Source organism: Pontibacter saemangeumensis, from assembly GCF_039541895.1.
In the GTDB taxonomy this organism is placed as follows: Bacteria; Bacteroidota; Bacteroidia; order Cytophagales; family Hymenobacteraceae; genus Pontibacter; species Pontibacter saemangeumensis.
The window spans coordinates 424,004-445,630 of record NZ_BAABHC010000016.1 but is presented as its reverse complement, the minus strand read 5'-3'; the positions used below and the strand labels follow the sequence as shown (position 1 = coordinate 445,630).

Below are 21,627 nucleotides of genomic sequence, written 5' to 3'. Positions count from 1 at the left end.
AACCGGGAGAGCGGCAGACTTCAAGGCCTTATACCAATATTAACTGCTTGGTGCGCCTTCAGCAATATAGGGAAAAAGCGTTAGTTGTTTTACGGCTTGAGGTTGTTGCATGTATTTTCTGACCATGCTTTCGAGCCATTGTTCGATCTGCCCTATATCGGTGAAAACCTGATTAGCCGTCCATTTCCGAAGTTCTTCAAAGAAGCGCTCCACCGGGTTGAGCTCCGGGCAGCCGCTGCCAGTCCAGCCCATGCTGCCCCCAAACCTGGGCCGTGTGGGCGGCCGCTCCGTCCCCGATGAGCAGCGCGGGGCCTGTGCCCTTTTCCTGGAGATGCAGCGCAAGCTGCTCGAGGAACACCTGAAAACCGGCTTTGTCCAGGCGCGGCGGCCGCATGGCGAACACATCCCCTGTGAAGGGGCAAAGCGCCACGTACAGGTAAGCCCACTCATAACCCAGCCTCACCGGGCAGCGGGGCCGGCGGCCCGGTGAGGCTGGGTTATGAGTGGGTGCGGGTGCCGTAGCGCATCTCGTCGGTGAAGTAAGTGGCAGTGCCGTAGGGAGCGGCCAGGCGCGCGAAGTTCTTTCAAAAGCCGCCTCCCCTGCCTCATCCTTTCGCACGTTCACCGGCCGGCCTGTCTTGAGCTTGACCTTCAGGCGCGTGAGCAGGCAGCTCAGGCCGGGCTGTGAGTAGGTGACGCCCATCTCGGCCTGCAGCCAGGCAGGCAGCTGCCGCTGGGTAGAGATATCATCCTGGTCCAGGCGCTGGAGCAGCCGCGCCTGCTGACAGCTGTCGAGCTTGGCCCAGCTGCCCTTGTGGTGGGTTTGCAGCAGCGAGTCGAGCCCCTGATCGCGGCACTGTTTCCACAGCAGCTGGCTCTTGCGCCGCTTCAGGCCCACCAGTTCCCCGGCCTGCCGCTGGGTCTGGGCCTTGCCTTCTTTAAGCAGGCGGATAAAGCGTACCCGGTCCCGAATAAGGGCCCGCTGCTGCTGCTCTATGCGCAGCAGCTCAGAGACTTCTTCTCTGACAAGTGCTGGATAATCTATACGTGCCATGCTCCTAAGACAAGGCAGGCGTACAAATCATGCAATTGTGGTATAACATAGCAGGAAATAGTAGTTCAGATTACTAACTATAGTTCATACACTATAACCCACTTGTTTTAACCAGCTTTATTATGTTTTTATATATAGATAGGAGAGACGGTACAAGCCCGGTTATACTTATTCCACACGTTCTGTTTCTTTGGCAGGTTTCTCGCCCAGGAACTCTACCCATGCCTTTTTGATGCACGGATAATGTTTGGATGCTTCCACCAGGTTCATAAAAGCTATCAGATTATCTTCAAACCGTTTGGCCAGTGTTTCATTTTTCAGGGTGCCATCTTCCTTAAAAGCTTCGTGGGCCGTAGCCAGTGAGAACATATCCGGATAAACCCTGGTGCCCAGGTGCTCAAACGGCACACGCAAGGCCCAAAGCCCCCGGTTGCCGCCGGCCATAGACGGGGAAGCTGACATGAGCAAGGCATGGTGCTGGTGGAATGGCTGCGGACGAAAGCGGGATGTCCAGTCTATTACATTCTTCAGATAGCCGGGCATGGATCCGTTATATTCCGGCGACGAGATAATAAAAGCATCGTTTGCTAATATCTTTTTCCGCAGCGCTTCAGCCCCATCAGGGTGGTAATTGTCAATTTCCAGGTCTTGGTTAAATGTAGGGCAGTCAAATTCCGCCATGTCGGCAAAGTCTACGGTGCCGCCATTTTTTTCAATAACCTTGACGGCCAGTTTTGCCAGTTTTGTGTTAAGCGAACCCTTTCGTAGCGATGCCGAAAAGACCAAAAAGCTTGTCTGGCCTCTACCCGTATTCTTTAGTTGCTTTTCCATCAGGACACGTTTCAAAAATATTGATTATCAAAACAATAGTATTCGTACGGATGTCAAGCACTTAAAGGCAAATTTTCAGAACAGGAATATCCCTGTTTACTTACTGTTCGCGTATTGAAGAAATTAACAGACCTAAAAAACAATCAGTATGAAAATTGGAATAACCGGGGCCACAGGACAGCTTGGCCGACTTATAGTTGAAAAATTGAAAGCAAAAACTGGGGCAGACAATTTGGTAGCGCTTGTCCGGTCGCCGGAGAAAGCCTCCGAACTGGGTATAGAAGCCCGGGAGGCTGACTATGACTCGCCTGAGACCTTAGAACACGCTTTGCAGGGTATAAATACGCTGTTGTTGATTTCGGGGAGCGAAGTTGGAAAGCGGGCAAAGCAACATCAGCATGTGATTGATGCGGCAAAAAAGGCGGGCGTGAAACGAATTGTTTACACAAGCCTGCTGCATGCCGATACTTCTTCGCTTAGCCTGGCAGAAGAACATCTTGCTACAGAAAAAGCCCTTAAAGATTCCGGTATCCCGCATACTCTTCTGCGAAACGGTTGGTACACCGAGAACTATACCAACTCCATTCCGGGCGCACTGGCTGGCGGGGCATTTATTGGCAGCGCAGGGGAGGGTAAGATCTCATCGGCCACCCGTGCCGACTTTGCCGATGCGGCAGTTGCCGTGCTGACCAGTGAAGGGCACGATGGGAAAGTATATGAGTTGGCCGGAGATGAAACTTACACCCTGATCGAACTGGCTTCGGAGATCTCCAGGCAATCCGGAAGAGACATCCCTTACAAGAACTTGCCGGAGGCAGATTATGCAGCAGCTCTGACCAGCTTTGGCTTGCCTGATGGTTTAGCAAAGGCAATTGCAGGTTGGGACGTTTCGGTGTCGCGGGACGATGTGTACGATGACAGCCGCCAACTCTCCAAACTGATCGGCAGGCCCACTACACCATTAAAGGTTGCTGTGAGCGATGCCTTAAAGAATGCCCAGAAGGCGCAGTAAATTTGCTTGGATGCACCGAAATGGTGCGCCGTATAAAATAAGTATGACAAGCTGGCTACGCCTGTAGCCAGTTTACCACATCTGCAACCACCTGACTGTTTAGCTGGTGCCCCATGTCTTCTTCGTGGTAGGTAAGCTGCACCCCTTTATCCTCCAGGTACGCCTTTGCTTCGCGGGCATAATGCACGGGCAGCATGTTATCCTGCGTGCCATGCGAGATAAAGACCTTCAGTTGCTGTAAAGCTGCATTTTGCTGCACCAAAGGCCTGATCTCCTGCAGTATTCTTCCGCTGAATGCAAGTATGCCAGCTACCAGTTCCGGGTGCTTCAGACCGATACTATAACTCATGATGGCGCCCTGGCTAAAGCCACCCAGGTATACTTCGTCCAGGTTATACTTTGCCTTTACCTGCTCTACAAACAGCTGAATAGTTTCCCTGCTCTGCGCCTCCTGGGTCGGGTTTATAGTTGGCTTGCCCGTACTAAAATCTACTTCGTACCAGGCATAGCGTCCATTGCCCAGCACAATCGGACCACGCGGTGAGATCACTGTCACGTCGGCCGGGAAGTGAGTAGCCAACTGGAAAAGGTCCTGCTCGTTGCTGCCAACGCCATGCAGCAGAATCACTGCTTTTGCATGCGTAGTGGTACTGCTGGCCGGGCGTACCAGGTACTGCAATGCCAGGTCGTTTTCAAGTTTGTTCATAGTTGATTCTATAGTTGCCATAGTTCAGTTGTTTAATCAGTTAAAAAAGGATGAGCTGTTTACCCGATCATCACCGATGTCATGGTCAGTGAGCCGCCTACTACTTTGTCGTTAAAGATGGAGACATCATCCTTGCTTCCTTTTAAACCTAAAGTATAAAGCAGTGGCCAGTAGTGCTCCGGGGTAGGTATGGCCAGCATGGCTTCCTTGCCCAATTGCTCATACTTGATCAGCTTATCGTGCTGGCCGTTGCGGATCAGGTCTTTAAATGTGTTGTTGATCTGCACCGCCCAGTCAAAGCCGAATTCGTTCTCGTTCAGTTTGTCCCAGGCGACCATGCGCAGGTTGTGCACCATGTTGCCGCTGCCCATGATCAGCACACCTTTTTTGCGGAGAGCTGCCAGTTCATTTGCCAGGTCGTAGTGGTACTGCGGGCCTTTGGTATAATCTATACTTAGCTGCAGTACCGGTATGTTGGCCTGCGGGTACATGTGCCGGATTATGGTCCAGGCGCCATGGTCAAGGCCCCAGTCGTGGTCCATTTCCACCTGCGTAGATTTGATGATGGAGGCGGTTTCCTTCGCAATCTCCGCACTGCCCGTTGCTTTGTACTGCACATCAAACAACTCCTGCGGAAAGCCACCGAAATCGTGTATCGTTTGCGGGAAATCCATGGCCGTAATGCGGGTGCCTTTGCTCAGCCAATGCGCTGAAACGACAAGCACTGCCTTCGGTGTCGGGATCTCTTTGGCTAACTTTGCCCATTTCTGGCTGAATTCGTTGTCTAAAATACCGTTCATAGGCGAACCGTGGCCTATAAAGAGAACGGGCATCTGCTGCTCCTGCTCTCCCAGGCTGTCTGTAAATCTATTAAAAGCGGTTAGTGTGGTCATGCCTGCTACTCCTGTTAAAAGTGTTTTGATAAACTGTTTCCGTTGCATAACAGCTGTTTAAATAAGAGTTGCTTCCGGGATAATGTAATCCCGGAAGCACCCATTGGTCATTTTACTGTATTGAAAGCTTTCTTTCGTATCGCGCACAGAGTACCTTCTGCAGTACCAGGTAATCCAGGGAGTACCTGCCGCTGCCTGTGAGCAACAGTACGATGTAAGGCATCAGGTATAGTAGTCCTATCTCCTGCTTGGCAAACGGGTCGGCGCCGTGCACCACAAATACTGCCACCAGCATCGTGATGATAAGCGGGATAGCTGCCAGTCTTGTGCCCAGCCCTACCAGGATCAACAAGGAGCAAAGCACTTCAGCGAATACCGCCAGGGCAAGCGACACATTAGCGCTAAGGCCTAACACAGCCGGAAACTGAACCGGGGCATCTGCCAGCAGCATTCCCAGTTTCGGCAGGCCATGCACAAGCATTAAGGCTGCAATGCCTACCCGGGTTATCAGCAGCGCCACATCAATGCTGTTGGCGCTCTGGTACACGTTTATGAGCTTTTTCATTGCTGATCTATACTTTTAAGGATTACTGGATAAACTCGCCGTCCGCTTTGATGCGCACTTCGTCGCTGATCATCGGGGCCGGGAAGCCGCTGCCAAAGTTAAAGTCAGAGCGCTTAATGGTGCCTGTTACCTGGAAGCCCGCTGTCTGCTTTTTGCTCATCGGGTTTTCAACCGTGCCGTTGTATACCATGTCCAGGGTTACCGGCTTTGTTGCGCCAGCCAGGGTCAGGTTACCGATAACCTTATACTTGTCTTTGCCAGCCTTCTTCACCGATGTGCTTTTGAAGTGCATGGTCGGGTATTTCTCGGCGTTAAAGAAGTCCGGGCTCTTCAGGTGCTTGTCTCTGTCGTCTACCCTTGTATCTATTGAAGCAGTTTTGGCTGTCAGTTCTACCACCGCATCGCTGAAATCAGGTTTTGTGGACGTGATGGTGGCGTCAAAATCATTGAACGTGCCCGATACATCGGCAATACCCAGGTGTTTTACCGTGAAGCCAAGCTGCGAGTGTGCGTCGTCGTTTGTCCAGACAGCATTCAGGGTTGTGAAAGCTGTCAGGGAGAAAAATGCGAATAGAATTACTGATAATCGTTTCATAAAATTTCTAATTTAAAATGGTGTTTATATAGTTTAAAATGGAGGATGTATTATTGATGCAGGATCTTCCAGCCTGCGAGCCAGTTATAGTTGTATTTCATGTTCAGCTGGATAAGGAGCAACTGCATGCGCTCCAGCGTTCCGCTCACGGCCAGGTCTCCGGCAACTATAGGATTGAATCCTGCGGTGCTTACCAGCTCCGAAACTGTTTGCACAGCTTCTTTGTCATCTCCGGCAACAAAAGCGTCTGCCTGCTTGCCAGCTATAGTTGGTGTTGAGAAATCGGCGGCAAACGTGGTGTTAAATGCTTTGACCACTTTAGAGTTGGACAGCAGCTTTTGCAGTTCTTCGGCGGCACTTGTGTCCGGTGCGGTTACCAGCCCGTTATAAGTGTCGTTCAGCGGGTTGGCAATGCTGATCACGATCTTCTGGTTGGCTACTTCCTTTATCTTCTCGGCTACTTCTTGCTCGGCCCCATGAGGCACTGCCGCAATGATAATGTCGGCCTCCCAGCTTGCTTCGCGGGTGCAATCAACAGCTTCTACTTCGGCAGCAGGATTACTGCTTTTTATTTCATCTGCCACTGCCTGAACTTTATCCAATTCGTTGGCGCAGAGCAGTAATCTATAGTTGCCCTTTGACAGGCTTTTAGATATGGCAGAGCCCATGTTTCCGGAGGCTCCTATAATCGCTATGGTTTGTATCGTCTTCATAATCTTCTAATTTGTTGACAATACAAAGGTACGGCAGCGCAAGGCCTCGCTGCATTGAGGCCGGTCAAGAAAAAGCATTGATCCAAATCAATGCTTTTAAGGAAGTATGAGGCTGGTTATTTGGAGGAGATCCTTTTGCGGATGCGGCTCAGGGTTTCGGGGGTAAGGCCCATATAAGAGGCGATCATGTGCTGAGGAACGCGCTGCGCGATGTGCGGGTAAAGGTTGATGAAATCCTGGTAGCGCTCCTCCACGGAGGCACTTATAATGGAAGTTAGCCGGCGTTGCATGGCCAGGTAAGCGCCTGTCATGTTCAGCCGGGTGAAGGTTTCATACTTCGGCATCGTCTGCAGCAGTTCTTCGTGGGCCGATTTGCTGATGATCACCAGTTCTGAATCTTCTATGGCGTCTATGTTATAGGTAGCGGGCTCTCCCGTCAGGAAACTATAAAGGTCAGAGATCAGCCAGCCTTCCAGACCGAACTGAATGATGCGCTCATTGTTATTCTCATCTATAGAGTAGGCGCGCAGGGCACCGTTCTCTACAAAAGCAATTACTTTACAAACATCGCCTTCCTGCAACAGGTACTGTTTCTTCCGGAGCTTCTTAAAGGTGAGGTACTTCTTTATCTGTTCCTGTTCCGCTTCGGTAAGCGCCACTTTGCTGTTTAAGTTCTGGAAGAATAGATCGTACATCATAACTATAGTATGGTCAGCTTTCGGTATTGGAGAGCAAGCTGCGCTTTACGTCGGTTCTGTTTCTGCAACCAAGTTACATATTATACTCCACCCGTTCTCTTTCCTACGCAGGTTTTTATACTGAATATTCAAACTACACAACTCCACCCACGGCAGGCCTCTGCTATAGTTCTTTTTTATTTGCTGGTGTGGTTCTGTTTCTGGAGATGCCCATCTATAGTTTGACGTGCGACTTAGATCCTGAAACGGTTGACAGTAAAGTATAGGGTTGATTTACGCCGGTTATGAGATGATGATAAAGCCATATACCAAATTTAATACCTATCAAATTGATTACCAGCGTATAGTTATTCAGGGAAGTAGCATACTTGATAAAAGGACTAAACAAGCACACAGAGCATGAATCAACTAAAAGGAGTACACCATGTAACCGCTATCGCCAGCAGCGCTGAAAAGATATACGAATTTTTTACTGATATACTGGGCATGCGGCTCGTGAAGAAAACGGTGAACCAGGATGATATACAGACCTACCATCTGTTCTTCGCCGATGACAAGGGCAGTGCCGGAACCGATATGACCTTCTTTGACTTTCCGGGAATTCCAAAAGGGGTACATGGCACAAACGAGATATCAAAAACATCTTTCCGGGTTCCGGATGATGTAGCCCTGACCTATTGGATAGAACGGTTTAACCGGTTAAATGTCAAACACACCGGACTTATAAAACAATTTGGCAAACTAACACTTTCCTTCTCTGATTTTGATGACCAGCAATACCAGTTAATTTCGGATGAGTTAAACAAAGGTATAGCATCGGGCACCCCCTGGCAAAATGGTCCTGTTCCCCTGGAGTATGCCATCACCGGTTTAGGTCCGGTTTTCATCTGTATCGGCGACTTTGACTATTTTAAGGAAGTGCTGGAGAAGGTTTTCTTATTTAAGGAGACTGCCCAGGAAGGGGAATTCCATTTATTTGAAGTGGGAGAGGGCGGAAACGGTGCCTCCATTGTAGTTGAAAAGAATGGGGATATGGCCATGGCCCAGCAAGGCTTTGGTACGGTGCACCACGTAGCGTTTCGGGTAGAAGACCGGGCGGTGTTGGATGAATGGATTGAACGGTTTAGCAGCATCGGACTCCCGTCATCCGGTTACGTCAATCGCCACTTTTTTGAGTCGGTTTACACCAGGGTAGCACCAGGCATTTTATTTGAGTTGGCTACCGATGGGCCTGGCTTTACGGGGGACGAACCGTATGAAACCCTGGGGGAGAAATTATCCCTGCCTCCTTTCCTGGAACCGAAACGCGAAACGATTGAAAAAATGGTTCGCCCGATTGATACCATAAGAAGTACAAAAGAGTTTGTAAAAGAGTAGATAAACTATACGCTTAATTCTATTCTTTAGCCTGTTCATTCATGCGCTATGAGTAAAAGTTACAGTATCCACGTATGATTACGACTTTCACAATGCACCGGCCCGCCAATACCTTTTTCTGCTGGATGGGGGAATAGAGATAGAAACCTCGCTCGGCGAAAAGCGGCGCTTTGAAACAGGGGAGGTTCTGCTGCTGGAAGATATAACCGGCAAAGGACATAAAACACGCAACCTGGAGCCGGCCGTTCGTACCTCAGTATTCGTAACCCTGAAGTAAGCGGCGTTATCCATACTTTATAAACTCAAAGTAGCATGTATACACATAAGAAGGATATCAAAACCAAGGGCAAGCCCTTGTCGGAAACAGGGAAGGCGCTGATACTGGTGCATGGCCGTGGCGCTACCGCCCCAAGTATACTGGACCTGGCAAACTACCTGCCTGTGCAGGACTTTACCTTATATGCCCCACAGGCTACCAATAATACCTGGTACCCCTATAGTTTCATGGCACCGGAAGCACAGAACCAACCTGCCCTGGATTCCGCATTGCAGCAACTGGACGAACTGGTAAAAAGTATACTGGAACAGGGCATTAAGGGTGAGGATCTATACTTTGGCGGCTTCTCGCAGGGAGCTTGTCTTACCTCATAATATACTTCCCGTAATGCCCAAAAGTATGGCGGTATTCTGGTGTTTACAGGTGGCCTGATCGGGGAAAAGGTTGATACGAACAGGTATAATGGCGACTTTGCAGGCACACCCGTGCTTATCACTACCGGCGACCCTGACCCGCACGTACCCGTAAACAGAGTAGAAGAAACCGTAGAAGTGATGGAAAAGCTGGGAGCTATCGTTACCAAAAAGATCTACCCGGGAAGGCCGCACACCATTCTGCAGGAAGAACTGGACCTGGCAAGCCAACTTATTAAATCATCAAAGAATGGTTAAGGCTATGGAGATAGAAGTAAAAGATAATCCGGCACAGCACAGGTTTGAGACAACAATAGAAGGCCACACCGCTTTTATTGCGTATAAGCTGCGGCCAGGCGTGATCACGGTTCTGCACACCGAAGTGCCGAAAGAACTGGAAGGTCGTGGTATAGCGGGCGCTATGACCAAATATGTGCTGGATTACATCGCAACAAATAATTTGCAGTTAGTACCGCTATGCCCATATATGCGAGTTTACCTGAAGAAGCACCCGGAGTACCAGCATCTGGTAAAAAAGGAAGCCGCCAAAGGTTTTGAATTATAACTTAACTAAAAGCTCCAATGCCCTGCCATATAAATTTTAAAGGTGAGAAAACGGTGCCGGTAGAAGAGGGCCAGACCATTCTGCAGGCATCGCTGGCAGATGGTATACCACACTACCACGCCTGCGGTGGGAAAGGGCAGTGTACTACTTGCCGGGTAATGGTGCTGGAAGGAGCGGAAAATCTTACACCGCCTACCAGCTGTGAAAGAGCTATCAAAAATGTCAAGAAGTTTCCGGACAACGTGCGCCTTGCCTGCCAGACTCAGGTGCGTGGAGAAGGAGTTCAGGTTCAACGCCTGGTTCGGGATGATACGGACCGTTACATTTTTATAGACGGTAAAGAAGAGGGAACTACTATAGGAGAAATAGGAGAACGCCGGAAGCTGGCGCTTTTCTTTATTGATGTCAGAAACTTCACCCCCTTTGTAGAGGCGAATTTACCTTTCGATGTGATCCACATCATGCGCAGGATCTTTGCGCTATTTAAAAATGCCATAACCCAATACAATGGCGAAATTATAGATACTGCCGGCGACGGGCTTTATGCCGTGTTCGGGCTGAACAGTAAAATAAGACAAGCTACCGAGTCGGCTGTGCTGGCCGGTTTCAAGATACTATCAGACCTCAGGATCTTTAATAACACTTACATGCGGCCATACTTTAACCACACCTTTGAAGTAGGCATTGGCGTGCATGTAGGGAAAGTGATCGTGGGTAATGTAGGTATCGGACTGAGCCACAACCTGACGGTGATGGGATATCCGGTAAACATTGCTGCCCGGCTGCAGGCGTCCACCAAAGAGCTGAATAACAGTTTTGTGATTTCAGAAGTTGCTTACCGGCTACTCAAAAATCCGCCTTATTCGCTGGGCTGTGACTACCTCAACCTGAAAGGTGTCAGCACGCCTTACGAAGTAAAGCTGATTGGCAAACCTTATGAAATTATTTAGCCAGTAAAACCCGGCAGGAAGAAGTAAAACGCTCAACCTGATGCTGCACTACTAATCCACGAAAGAATTAAGAAAAATACCAAGATTAAAGATGTATGTCCAGCAGACTAATTCTTTACCTGCGAGTTAGCGCATTTGATCATCACTTCTGCGTCTTACTACCTAATATTGCATCGCAGATTTTAAAGATGAGTGTTTGAAATAAAAGCATACTTTATTGTCTGCAAAGCAATAGTTTGTAAATGCCTGATGAAGAGGGGTTTATAAAGTTAAAGAGATTCTTTATTAATCTTGAAAAGCAAAAGCGGCTTAAACTATAGTCTAAGCCGCTTTTTGCTGTTTACCGAGTAGTCCGTAGGATAGAATTATCGAACCATTTCCACAAAGATTTTATGGCTGTGGAAAAGTTTCTGCAGGCGGGAGAGGTGCAGTAAATACCCTCTTCTACAACAGCATCTGACTGCCTGTTTGTCATAAAATCTGTTATTAGCTGGAGAAGGTGTGTTTTTTCACTTCCTCCATTCTAACAGCCGATCAATTTTATTCGAAGACAGGTAAATATTTTCAGTGGTAAGAATCAAAACGCAATTTTAAGAGTCTTGCACAGCAGCAACACTGAGAAAATTGTGTAGCGTATCTTCTTCATAAGTGTCATTTTTAGAAAATATCAATCGAATGATAAAAGAGGCATGCTGTAAGTGCCAGTTTGCTGCTCCCATTATAGATTTTATCGAATACTTTTTTATCTTTGGTTGTATTACCTAAACACTTCCTTAAAAGCTCTTAAACTTATGGGCTACACGGTATTTGCGTAAACTACAACATTTAATAATTAGAGGATCATCCTGATATTCCATTCTTAAATAAAGCTTCAATGCTCGTTACATAGGATAGAAACGACATGTTATTATCATGCATCTGATTGAAAATACTATAAAGAAAAACTCCGTCAAATCCATTTTTATGGATTATTCATCATCCAAAGATATATGCCGTTAGTCCACCCAAAGCCATCCTGATTTGGGTATTCTCCTCCTCCGGCGGGCAAATCAATATCTACAACATTATATTTTTCCATCATCTTGCCAGTTTGTTTAAAAACTTTATCATTAAGGGCTACCCATCTTTTTTTCAGTTCTTCTGCAGTCTCATAGAACTCATAATTGCGAAGTCCCTTATAGGTTAGATATTGCATGGGAGCCCAACCGTTAGGTAAGTCCCACTGTTGTCCACTCTCGTGGAGAGACGAAACGACGCCCCCCTTCTTTAAAAAGCTGCTGGCGATATGTTCGTGAACATGATGTGCGTGTTCGTTAGTGACAATCTTGGTGAACAACGGGAATATTCCTGCCAGCGACATTACTGTCGTGGATTTATTCAGGGCTAAATCATAATCCATGAAAAATTTCTTGTCATCATCCCAAAAATGTTTAATCATTGCTTTTTTTCGTTTTTCTGCCTTTTGAAGGAAATAGATAGAAGGATCTGAGAATGAGCTTTGATTATATGCTTCAGATAACGTTAGCTCAAGTTCGTATAGAAGGCAATTTAGATCTACAGGTATAATATCGGTCGTATGAATGGTTTCCATAAGATCGACATCTCTGAACCATCGGCAAGAAAAGTCCCAGCCAGACTCACAAGCTGCCCTTATATGTCTGTAAAGCGCTCCAGGCTCCACACCAAATGGGGCGGAGGAATGAGCCATTTCAACATCCTCATGATAAGATTCAGGACGAGGGGCAGGAAGGTCATCCCAGTAACGATTTAAAATACTGCCGTCTGGTAGTATGGCTACTCTGCGAAAAGAAGTTTCCTTATCCGAGAGGCGAAAGTACCCATCCATCCAGTAATTATATTCTTTTTGCATATGGGGGAGATATTTTGCAAAGACTTCCGGTCCATCTATTTCAGCAAGAAGGCGTATCATCAAAGCGAAATATGGAGGCTGTGAGCGGGTAAGATAATAACTGCGATTCGCATTGGGAATATGGCCATAAGCATCAATAAGATAGGCGAAATTATCAACCACTTCTCTTATCAGCCCATATTTTCCTGCCGATTGTAAACCTAACATTGTAAAGTAGCTGTCCCAATAATATAGTTCTCTAAATCGACCTCCAGGAACAATATATGATTTTGGAACAGGCAACATGGAGCAATTCGTTTCTGACGCCCGTGTTAACAATGGCCAAAGCTGATTGATATGCTCAGTAGCCGGTAACAATTGGTTGCTTGTATAATCTGTTGTTATAGGCGCTGGAATGTGAAAATAGGCTGAGACAAAATCATAAAGTTTAAAATCCTCCTCGTGCTTTTCAATTTCATATAAACTTAGAATTTCTTCTGGAGATCGCTTGGGGTAACAGTCTGCAAAAGTTTTTGAATCAGGGAAAACGTGATTCATCTGAACATCGTGGAATAGCGGTCCAAACAATTGGTCAGGTGGTAAAATGGCTGGCACTACGCTGTAAATCTGTGGGGGTTCTATAGATCTCATTTCTTTTTGTTTTTCATTATTCACGCATTTCTGGCTTTCAAGTTAGAATTTCTTATTATTTAAAGTTTGCAGCGTTGTGTACTACTCTCCATTTATAGGACTGACCTCCCCCGAAAAACAGGATAATTGTAAAGTAGAGGGAACGGGCAATAATCGTATAGAACCAAAAGCGAATTGCCCTGAAGAAAACTAAATTTACCGAGGTGTATACTGTCTTTGCCATCAAGCTATCCGAAAGTGGAGTCACTGTGGCAGAGTTCTATAGGAAGATGGGAGCAAGCGAGGTTACTTTTTATAACTGGAAGAAAAAATATGGTGGGTTAGGGGTTAGCGATTTTCGGAAACTGGGGCAGTTGGAGGAGGAGAGCTGTCAGCTGAAAAAGCTGGTGGCCGATCTGAGCCTGGACAAGCAGATGCTACAGGCAGGGAAGGAGTACCGAATGGCAGAGCAAACAAAAGGTGCTTTAGCTCTTGCTGGCGGGTACCTAAGAGACAAATTTTAAAGCAGTAAGTGGAAGAGCAGCTATTTTAGTGTCCGAATAGTGTCCGCAGGTCATAAAAAAAGGCCTCCAGCGTTAACTGGAGGCCTTTCCTGTAGCCCGTAGGGGAATCGAACCCCTGTTACCAGAATGAAAATCTGGCGTCCTAACCCCTAGACGAACGGGCCTGGTATTCTTTTTCCTGATTGACGGTGCAAATATACGGCTCTTTGACAAGCTGCAAAACATTCCGGCGTATTTTTTTTGAGGGTAAACGTAATACGTTCTATATCAGTATATAAAAAAATGCTGGTTTTACAATATGGGATATTGTAACTTCGCAGCATAAATAAAACTCATAAAAGAAAGATACCATGTCTAAAATTAAAGTTGCAATTAACGGTTTTGGCCGTATCGGCAGACTTACATTTAGGGCGCTGCTTCAAAAAGAAAACGTTGAGGTTGTGGCAATTAACGACCTGACCGATACGACGACTCTGGCGCACCTGCTGAAATATGACTCTGTACACGGAAGGTTCAGTGGCACTGTAGAGGCCACCAAAACGGGTATTGTGGTGAATGGCCAGGAAATCCAGATCACGGCTGAGCGTGACCCAAAGAACCTGCCTTGGGGTAAATTAGGTGTAGACGTAGTGCTGGAGTCGACAGGGCGTTTTGTGGATGACGTTAGCGCTGGTGCCCACATCGAAGCCGGTGCTCGCAAAGTAGTTATTTCGGCCCCTGCGAAAGGAGATGTAAAAACTGTTGTGCTTGGTGTGAACCAGGATATACTAAACGGTGAGGAGAAAATTGTTTCAAACGCCTCCTGTACCACTAACTGCCTCGCGCCTATGGCCAAGGTACTGGACGATAAGTTCGGAATCGAAAAGGGTTATATCACGACAGTACACGCCTACACTGCTGACCAGAACCTGCAGGATGGCCCACACAAAGACCTTCGCAGAGCCCGTGCTGCCGCGCTTTCTATCGTGCCGACTTCTACTGGCGCTGCCAAGGCAGTAGGCCTGGTGTTGCCTCACCTGAAAGGCAAACTCGACGGCGTGGCGATGCGCGTTCCTATTCCAACGGGCTCCCTGACTGACCTCACTTGTGTCTTGAAGAGAGCTGTGACAAAAGAAGAGATAAACGCTGCGATGAAAGAGGCTTCCGAAGGCGCCATGAACGGCATCCTGGAGTACACCGAAGACCCAATCGTTTCTGTTGATATCGTTGGGAACACCCACTCCTGCATCTTCGATGCCGAGATGACGTCAGCTAACGAGACGCTGGTGAAAGTGGTTGGCTGGTATGACAACGAAGCCGGATACTCTAACCGTGCAGCAGATCTGATCGCGCTTATTGGCTAAGCCTTCAGCAAATACGCACCATTTTAAAAGCAAAAGCCCGCCCTGCACAGGATGGGCTTTTGCTTTTAATGATCAAATATATCGCAGGTTGTTTGATAAAGTGATAAATGTTAACGTATATATAAGAAAGGCGCTATACATTTGCTCTTGTACCTAATTCACTAAAAGCAACATCCATGATGAAAAAGATCTTAGTCCCCACCGATTTCTCCGTAGAAGCGCGCCATGCCTTCGAAGTAGCCCTGGTCATCGCCCGCAAAACAGGGGCCGCTGTAAAACTTTTGCATGTGGTGGAGACCCCCTATGTGCCAGACTTTAGCGTGACTGGCGATACCAACACGCCGGACGGCATGCAGCAGGTGTATGTATTACAGCTTTTGGATGCAACAAAAGCCCAAATGAAAAAGCTGGTAGACGCTGTGCCGCACGAGGGGGTGAACGTGTTGCAGGAAGTGGATGTAGATAAGCCGATCTTCAAGATAAAGCGCACGATACAGGAAGAAGCAATAGACCTGGTGGTGATGGGCTCAAAGGGAAGCAGCGGGCTTGATGAGTTTCTGATCGGCTCGAATACCGAGAAGGTGGTGCGCACCGCTGATTGCCCAGTGCTGACCGTGAAGAGTGGGCAGCCGCCTTTTGACGTGCAGGAAATTGTGGTTGCTTCTGATTTCAAGCGTGAGGCGGGCCAAGCCATGGAGCGTTTTAAAGCGTTCCAGGAATTGTTCGGGGCCCGGATGCACCTCGTGTATATCAATACGCCGGGGGCATTTGAGTCGAGTGGAAACCTGCATCGTAAATTGGAGGAGGTGGCCCAGAAACATGGGCTACAGAATTTCAGCATCAACATATACAACGATACGATTGAGGAGGACGGCATCCTGCATTTCGCCCAGGATATCCGCGCTGATCTTATTATGATGGCTACCCATGGCCGGACAGGACTCTCACACCTGCTCAGCGGAAGCATCGCCGAAGACCTTGTGAACCACACCAATATCCCGGTACTGACCTTTCATCTGAAATAGCCAGAACTTAGAATACCGGCCTTCTGCGGAGGTAACACTGTTCAAGCCTGGGCCTGCTGTGGGGTTGTTCCGGCTACACAGTGGCTGTCTTCTTCAGACCCGGATTTATATATGCCCGGCTCGAAGTAGTCACTTTATAAAAGCATGGGATGCCACGGCACCTCATGCTTTATTTTTGCGCCGGAATTGGTAATTTTGTCTACAGCCCCGACACATACGCTATGAGCAAACGCCCGCACATCAGGTTTATCATCAACCCTACCTCCGGCCCGAAGAGCAAGGTGGATATGGCAGCACAGATTCAGCTGCACCTCGACCACGGGAAGTTCAGCCATGATGTGGTGTACACGCAGCGGGCGGGACATGCGCCCGAACTGGCCAGCGAGGCGGCCAGCAGCGGGTGCGCCATTGTGGTGGCCGTAGGGGGAGACGGGACGGTAAACGAGGTGGCGCGCGGCTTGCTCCATACTGATACGGCGCTCGCTATTCTGCCCAGAGGCTCCGGAAACGGTTTGGCGCGCCACCTGCTGGTGCCGATTATGCCACAAGGGGCGCTGCGGGTGCTCAACAAGGGCCACGTGACCACCATCGACAGTGGCAGTATCAACGGGCACCCTTTTTTTACGACCGCCGGTATTGGCTTCGACGCTTACATCAGTTCCGTGTTCGCCGGAAACAAAAAACGGGGGCTGCAGAGCTACGTGGAACTGGTAATGAAGGAGGTGCGTAACTACCGGCACCTGCCCGTGAAGGCGAGCATCAACGGCGCCGTCATCGACACGGATTGCTTTGTAATGGCCTTCGCCAATGCCGCCCAGTACGGCAACAACGCCTATATAGCCCCGGAGGCAGACATACAGGACGGCCTGCTGGACGTGTGCCTGGTGCGCAGGTTAGACATCATCAAAGCGCTGAACCTGAGCTACTCCATGCTCACGAACCAGCTGGCGCACGCCGACAGTGCCGAGTACTTTAAAACCACGCACGTACAAGTGGAGACAGAGGAGCCGATGATGTTCCATGCCGACGGCGAGTATATGGGTAAGACCTCGGCCTTCGACGTGCATATCCAGCCGCTGTCGCTGAAAGTAGTAACACCGCAAATTAGCATAGCATGAAAGACCAGAATAAAAAAGGCCGCCAGGGTGTGGTTTACTCGACCAACTCAGACTTTAACTACGATTACGAGCAGGAGCCTGCCGCAGAAACGCTGCCACCCCAGCAGCAGAACCTGAAAGTGATGCTCGACAAGAAGGCGCGCGGGGGCAAGCAGGTAACGCTTGTCGCGGGTTTTGTGGGAACTGACGAGGATCTGAAAGACCTTGGGAAACTGCTGAAAAGCAAATGCGGCGTGGGTGGCTCCGCCAAAGACGGGGAAATCCTGATTCAGGGCGATTTCAGGGACAAGGCCCTGCAGGTGCTGCAGGCAGCGGGCTACAAAGCCAAAAAAGCAGGAGGGTGAATCTGTTGTCAGTTCGGAGTCCCGAATTATATAGGGATTATGCTCAGTCGGAACGCTTAACTCGGCATTACTCAATGTGCGGCAGCACCTTCAGCAGGTCTTCGGGGGTGTCGATGCCAATCGTCTCGAACTCGGTGAGGGCGGTGGTGATGCGGAAGCCGTTCTCGAGCCAGCGCAACTGCTCCAGCGATTCGGCCAGTTCCAGCGCCGAGGGCGGCAGCTGCGTGATCTGCTCCAGTATATCCGCCCGATAGCCATATATGCCGATGTGCTTGTAATAGGTATGCTGCTGGTGCCATATATCATTCGGCACGTTGCGGCAATAGGGGATGGGCTGCCGGCTGAAGTACAGCGCCTCCCTGGCCTGGTTGATCACTACTTTCGGTGCATTTACGTTGAAAAGCTCTTCCGGCGTGTTTATTTTCTTAATGAGCGTAGCCAACTGTGTTTCTGACCTGCTGAAGCAGGAAGCCACCAGGTCAATCTGCTCTGGCTTGATAAAGGGCTCGTCCCCCTGGATATTGATGATGTATTCGTACGGCACATCGTGCAGCTTGTACGCCTCGAAGCAACGGTCGGTGCCGCTCTGGTGGTGTTCGCCTGTCATCACGGCTTTCCCGCCAAAGCTCTCCACATGTTCCTTGATGCGTGCATCGTCTGTGGCCACCAGCACTTCTGCCAGGCCAGCCTGCTTAGCCTGCTCATATACCCGCCGGATCATGCTTTTCCCGAGAATGTTGGTGAGGGGCTTGCCGGGGAAGCGGGTGCTGGCGTAGCGCGCCGGAATAATGCCAATAGCGTCCATGTGTTTTTTTTCTTGATAAGGATTTAAGCGGCTTTGGCTGCTGGCTCAAATATACAGAAACACTTGGCTCAATTCCGAATTCCTGGCTATGATTAACGAATGAGCAGCGTAGGGAACAGCAAAAGATAATGTGATAAAGCACCTTTCCTATATTCTTAGCCAGGATGATATAGCTCCCTGATCAGTATAGAGTTGTCAATAGTCAGTCTTTCAACCTGGTGTGCAGTGAAATCACTTTGATGCTGCGCATCGCTGTGCCTGCCATGCACGTCTTGGTGTTTTTGCCGTAGTTGATGATCTTGGCTTCTACGGCTGCAGGGGAAGCGGTTTTGTAGCTGTCCGGTATGTCCTGTTCATTGGTAGGTTTATGTGCCGTTTCCCCGACATATAGTATATAACCGCAGCCGTCCACGGCATAATCACCGGACCACACCAGGGTGGCGTCTACTGTCTGAGTCTGCCAACTGTCCTCCTCGTCCTCATCGCAGGAGGTGAGCAGCAGCAGGGACGATAACAGCGAGATACTCAGGAGGAACATTCTTCTCATGTCAGGGTATTTATATATCCTGATGATCCTATTCTTCCTAAAAAGGTTGCATTAACCTGTGCGGCGGCAGTAGTTTTTTATGGCTGCGCAATAGAAACCACCCGGATCGCGTCCATCACCCTGGGCTGCGGCAGCATCCCGCACTGGCGGTCAATGGGATCTGGCAGGCGCTCGAACTCCAGTTGCACCTGCGTACTTTCCTGGCTTTTGAACGACGCGTCGATGGCCTCTTCATTTTCCGGCAGGTACTTTTTCCCTTCGATCACCACCTCAAAGCCGCAACCGTCAGCAGCGATTTCGCCCGTCCAGAGCAAAGTGGCGGTAGCGGTTTCGTATTCCGTTTCCCGCATGGAGTTTGTCTGGCAGGAGGCCAGGCCGGCAATCAGCGCAAGCAGCGACAGGAAAAGGTGTGAGGCCATATCGTTTTTAGTCAATGAGCTATAATAGGTTTGATTATCTTCGGATATATAGACTAAAGCCAAGGCTTTGCGCAGCGCTTCAGGATCAGCGGTTACGCGCACGCCATATATAAATTACAGGCTATAAATAGGGGTTAGCTGACCTTCTTTACCCGCAGTGAGAAAGTGCTCTGGTCTATTACCTGCACGGTCTCGCCTTTCTCTATATAGCCGTCGCGGGCCTGCGCGTCATAGATGGTGTCGTCGATAAGCACGCGCCCGGTGGGCGTCATGGGGGTATGGGCAAGGCCGGTTTTCCCCACCAGGTGCGCGGCGGTGTCGCCAGAGCGGTAGCCCTCCTTGCTGTGAAAGCTGTTTCGGAGCACCACCCTGTCCATAGCCTTGCTGCTGACAAGGCGGTTCCAGGTGAGCGCAATCAACACACCGGCGCCTACCATGCCCACTACCACCGAGATCAGGCTCTTCATCAGGTTCTCGGAGGGCACAAAGGTGAAGTCGAAGTTGTAGTTGTTCACCATCATCAGCACCAGCGAGCAAACCGCCAGCAGAATGCCGCTAATGCCCGTAATACCAAACCCCGGCACCACAAAAACCTCAAGCATGATCAGAACGAAGCCTGCCACGAACATCAGGATCTCCCAGTTCTCAGCCAGGCCATTGAGGTAGTACGGCACGAGGTAAAAAATGCCCGCCACGAAAGCGGCCAGCAACGGGAAGCCAATGCCCGGCGTCTGCAGCTCGAAGTACAGCCCCCCGATGATGATGAGCAGCAGGATGCCGCTGATGAAAGGATTCAGGAAAAACGAGATAATAGTGTCGGTGGTGCTGGGCTCGAAGCGAATGATTTGGGCATCCTGCAGGTTTAGCTGTGCCATTACGCCCTCCACGTCCTCGGCCACACCATCGCAGAAGCCGTACTTCACGGCCTCTGTCGTTGTCAGCGACAGCACCTGCCCGGCAGAGAGCGTGCTGTCGACGCTGGCCTCCACCATCGCCTCGGCCAGGTGGGGGTTGCGCCCGTTCGCCTCGGCCGTGGAGCGCATAATGGAGCGCATATAGCTCTGGTACTTGCCGGGTGCTGCCTCGCCGTCGGCGCCCACCACGGTGGCGGCCCCAATGTTAGAGCCCGGCGACATATAAATGCTGTCGCAGGCAAGGGAGATCAGGGCGCCGGCGGACGCCGCGTTGTTGTCGATGAACACATAAACAGGCTTTGGGTAATTCAGCACCCGCTTCCTTATCTCGTCGGCGTCGTTCAGGGCCCCGCCGAATGTATCCAGCACCAGTAGCACGTGGTCGGCACCCGCCTCGGTGGCAGCATCAAAGGCCACTTGGGTGTAGCGGTTGGTGCGTGGGTCTATTTCCGACTTTACCTCCATCACAAATACCTTTGGCCTGCTTTGTGCTGATGAAGCAAAAGGCAGCAGCAGGAAGGGAAGAAGCAGATACAGCACCTGCATATACTGTTGCTTTGGATAGGTTTTCATAAATTTGAGAGCTGGTTAAGGGCCTTTTACTGGCAATAAGATACTAAAAAAACACCGCATATTCTTCCGCTACAGTTTAAATACGATTTTGGCGCGCCCGTGTGGCGAATCCGCCTCGACACCACCGCAAACCGGCTGGCGCTGGAGGTGCGGGACCCTGATCTGCTGCTGGCAAGCTTTTACACCATGGACCTAGGAACACGCCATCTAAAACAGCTGCCGCTGCCGCAGGGTACGGCCTGGTGGCAGGGGCTGGAGGAAGCGCAGGACTCTTATATATACCTGCACGGTTACGGCGACCGCAGGATGGGGCAGCACAAAGGCGTCCTTGCCGTGGAGGCCGGAACTGCAGCCGTCGCCTGGGAGGAGACGGAACTGGCCTTTTATGGGATGGCAGCCGATGGAATGCTGGCCTATATAGCCGCAACCCCCGAAGCCGCCTTCCGTTTGCTTCAGCCAGCTACGGGGCAGGTGGTGCAGGACGGCATCACGCAGCAGCAGGCGGCGGCTATGGTGGCGCAGCATAGCCACCTAAGGTACCGCCAGGCGGTGTATCCGGTGCTTTACAGGGAGGGGGAGGAGTACTTTGCCCAGGTGCAGCAGTTCCTGGATTCGCAGCAACTGACCGGAGCGACGCAGGCCATCGAGTATGCAGAGACAGACGCTTATCTGGCCGTCAGCTACTACGTGCAGGCAGCGGACAGCACGCTTCAGAATTATATGGCAGTATTTGATATTGAAGGCTCTTTATGCTTAAAAGAGCGACTCGCCGGCGGATTAAGTGGAATCGGTTCAGATACTTTTTTTATCTTTATGGGCGATTTATACTTCGTAAAGGATAAAGCCATTCTGAAGGTATATCGACTTTTAGCTTAGTAAATTTTTAG

The 21,627-nt window shown here is 49.7% G+C and carries 22 protein-coding genes, 1 tRNA gene and 2 pseudogenes; 11 read left to right on the top strand and 14 right to left on the bottom strand.

Annotated features, from left to right (window positions below; all coding sequences use genetic code 11):
- Positions 1–196: 196 nt before the first annotated feature.
- Together ABD920_RS15920 and ABD920_RS15915 are read right to left on the bottom strand one after the other, a co-directional pair.
- Positions 197–1,054, bottom strand: coding sequence for a hypothetical protein (locus tag ABD920_RS15920; RefSeq protein ID WP_345160436.1), 858 nt, complete (start codon positions 1,052–1,054; stop codon positions 197–199).
- Between the two features lie 168 nt (positions 1,055–1,222).
- The gene (locus ABD920_RS15915; protein ID WP_345160435.1) at positions 1,223–1,885 is read right to left on the bottom strand and encodes an NADPH-dependent FMN reductase; all 663 of its coding nucleotides are present in this window, start codon (positions 1,883–1,885) and stop codon (positions 1,223–1,225) included.
- A 148-nt stretch (positions 1,886–2,033) separates the two neighbouring features.
- Between ABD920_RS15915 and ABD920_RS15910 the strand changes: the two genes are divergently transcribed.
- Positions 2,034–2,897 carry an SDR family oxidoreductase gene (locus tag ABD920_RS15910; protein WP_345160434.1) on the top strand — a complete coding sequence of 288 codons (864 nt, stop codon included), beginning with the start codon at positions 2,034–2,036 and terminating at the stop codon, positions 2,895–2,897.
- Between the two features lie 55 nt (positions 2,898–2,952).
- On the opposite strand, the gene ABD920_RS15905 is transcribed toward ABD920_RS15910, so the two are convergent.
- From ABD920_RS15905 to ABD920_RS15880, 6 genes are all read right to left on the bottom strand, one after another.
- On the bottom strand, positions 2,953–3,603 hold the full coding sequence (locus tag ABD920_RS15905; RefSeq protein ID WP_345160432.1) for an alpha/beta hydrolase: 651 nt from the start codon (positions 3,601–3,603) through the stop codon (positions 2,953–2,955).
- A gap of 59 nt (positions 3,604–3,662) precedes the next feature.
- A complete protein-coding gene (gene ygiD, locus ABD920_RS15900) occupies positions 3,663–4,496 on the bottom strand; it encodes a 4,5-DOPA-extradiol-dioxygenase (protein WP_345160430.1) in 834 nt (277 codons plus the stop codon).
- A gap of 112 nt (positions 4,497–4,608) precedes the next feature.
- Entirely contained in the window at positions 4,609–5,061 is a 453-nt protein-coding gene (locus ABD920_RS15895) for a DoxX family protein (RefSeq protein ID WP_345160429.1), read from the bottom strand.
- A gap of 22 nt (positions 5,062–5,083) precedes the next feature.
- Positions 5,084–5,656 (bottom strand): YceI family protein, encoded by a 573-nt coding sequence (locus tag ABD920_RS15890; protein ID WP_345160427.1) that lies wholly within the window; start codon positions 5,654–5,656, stop codon positions 5,084–5,086.
- Between the two features lie 50 nt (positions 5,657–5,706).
- Positions 5,707–6,369: an NADPH-dependent F420 reductase gene (locus ABD920_RS15885; protein WP_345160426.1), complete on the bottom strand. Its 663-nt coding sequence runs from the start codon at positions 6,367–6,369 to the stop codon at positions 5,707–5,709.
- Positions 6,370–6,485: 116 nt separating this feature from the next.
- The gene (locus tag ABD920_RS15880; protein WP_345160802.1) at positions 6,486–7,064 is read right to left on the bottom strand and encodes a Crp/Fnr family transcriptional regulator; all 579 of its coding nucleotides are present in this window, start codon (positions 7,062–7,064) and stop codon (positions 6,486–6,488) included.
- Between the two features lie 402 nt (positions 7,065–7,466).
- On the opposite strand from ABD920_RS15880, the gene ABD920_RS15875 reads away from it, so the two are divergent.
- From ABD920_RS15875 to ABD920_RS15860, 4 genes and pseudogenes are all read left to right on the top strand, one after another.
- Positions 7,467–8,444 carry a ring-cleaving dioxygenase gene (locus ABD920_RS15875; protein WP_345160425.1) on the top strand — a complete coding sequence of 326 codons (978 nt, stop codon included), beginning with the start codon at positions 7,467–7,469 and terminating at the stop codon, positions 8,442–8,444.
- Between the two features lie 312 nt (positions 8,445–8,756).
- A pseudogene (locus tag ABD920_RS15870) lies at positions 8,757–9,392 on the top strand (alpha/beta hydrolase).
- 4 nt (positions 9,393–9,396) lie between these two features.
- Positions 9,397–9,699, top strand: a complete 303-nt coding sequence (locus ABD920_RS15865) for a GNAT family N-acetyltransferase (RefSeq protein ID WP_345160424.1) — start codon at positions 9,397–9,399, stop codon at positions 9,697–9,699.
- A gap of 53 nt (positions 9,700–9,752) precedes the next feature.
- Positions 9,753–10,649 carry an adenylate/guanylate cyclase domain-containing protein gene (locus ABD920_RS15860; RefSeq protein WP_345160423.1) on the top strand — a complete coding sequence of 299 codons (897 nt, stop codon included), beginning with the start codon at positions 9,753–9,755 and terminating at the stop codon, positions 10,647–10,649.
- Positions 10,650–11,610: 961 nt separating this feature from the next.
- Here ABD920_RS15860 and treF read toward each other — a convergent pair.
- On the bottom strand, positions 11,611–13,173 hold the full coding sequence (gene treF, locus ABD920_RS15855) for an alpha,alpha-trehalase TreF (protein WP_345160421.1): 1,563 nt from the start codon (positions 13,171–13,173) through the stop codon (positions 11,611–11,613).
- A gap of 155 nt (positions 13,174–13,328) precedes the next feature.
- Between treF and ABD920_RS15850 the strand changes: the two are divergent.
- Positions 13,329–13,571 (top strand): annotated as a pseudogene (locus tag ABD920_RS15850) (transposase); the annotation flags it as partial.
- Positions 13,572–13,744: 173 nt separating this feature from the next.
- On the opposite strand, the gene ABD920_RS15845 reads toward ABD920_RS15850, so the two are convergent.
- Positions 13,745–13,816: transfer RNA gene (locus ABD920_RS15845), tRNA-Glu, on the bottom strand.
- A 186-nt stretch (positions 13,817–14,002) separates the two neighbouring features.
- Between ABD920_RS15845 and gap the strand changes: the two genes are divergently transcribed.
- The 4 genes from gap (at position 14,003) to ABD920_RS15825 (ending at position 17,482) form a co-directional block, all read left to right on the top strand.
- Positions 14,003–14,995, top strand: a complete 993-nt coding sequence (gene gap / locus ABD920_RS15840) for a type I glyceraldehyde-3-phosphate dehydrogenase (RefSeq protein WP_345160420.1) — start codon at positions 14,003–14,005, stop codon at positions 14,993–14,995.
- 176 nt (positions 14,996–15,171) lie between these two features.
- The gene (locus ABD920_RS15835; RefSeq protein ID WP_345160418.1) at positions 15,172–16,020 is read left to right on the top strand and encodes a universal stress protein; all 849 of its coding nucleotides are present in this window, start codon (positions 15,172–15,174) and stop codon (positions 16,018–16,020) included.
- Between the two features lie 221 nt (positions 16,021–16,241).
- Positions 16,242–17,138, top strand: a complete 897-nt coding sequence (locus ABD920_RS15830) for a diacylglycerol/lipid kinase family protein (protein ID WP_345160417.1) — start codon at positions 16,242–16,244, stop codon at positions 17,136–17,138.
- Positions 17,135–17,482 (top strand): translation initiation factor, encoded by a 348-nt coding sequence (locus ABD920_RS15825; RefSeq protein ID WP_345160416.1) that lies wholly within the window; start codon positions 17,135–17,137, stop codon positions 17,480–17,482. The genes ABD920_RS15830 and ABD920_RS15825 overlap by 4 nt, the downstream gene beginning before the upstream one ends.
- 67 nt (positions 17,483–17,549) lie before the next feature.
- Here ABD920_RS15825 and kdsB read toward each other — a convergent pair whose 3' ends face one another.
- The 4 genes from kdsB to ABD920_RS15805 all read right to left on the bottom strand — a co-directional run bounded on the left by kdsB (position 17,550) and on the right by ABD920_RS15805 (position 20,740).
- Entirely contained in the window at positions 17,550–18,287 is a 738-nt protein-coding gene (gene kdsB / locus ABD920_RS15820; protein WP_345160414.1) for a 3-deoxy-manno-octulosonate cytidylyltransferase, read from the bottom strand.
- Between the two features lie 202 nt (positions 18,288–18,489).
- Positions 18,490–18,834: a hypothetical protein gene (locus ABD920_RS15815; protein WP_345160412.1), complete on the bottom strand. Its 345-nt coding sequence runs from the start codon at positions 18,832–18,834 to the stop codon at positions 18,490–18,492.
- 77 nt (positions 18,835–18,911) lie between these two features.
- Complete coding sequence (locus ABD920_RS15810; RefSeq protein ID WP_345160410.1) at positions 18,912–19,253, bottom strand: hypothetical protein; 342 nt, start codon at positions 19,251–19,253, stop codon at positions 18,912–18,914.
- A 134-nt stretch (positions 19,254–19,387) separates the two neighbouring features.
- Positions 19,388–20,740, bottom strand: a complete 1,353-nt coding sequence (locus tag ABD920_RS15805; protein ID WP_345160409.1) for an NfeD family protein — start codon at positions 20,738–20,740, stop codon at positions 19,388–19,390.
- A 99-nt stretch (positions 20,741–20,839) separates the two neighbouring features.
- On the opposite strand from ABD920_RS15805, the gene ABD920_RS15800 reads away from it, so the two are divergent.
- Positions 20,840–21,616 (top strand): DUF4905 domain-containing protein, encoded by a 777-nt coding sequence (locus ABD920_RS15800; protein WP_345160408.1) that lies wholly within the window; start codon positions 20,840–20,842, stop codon positions 21,614–21,616.
- Positions 21,617–21,627 lie beyond the last annotated feature (11 nt).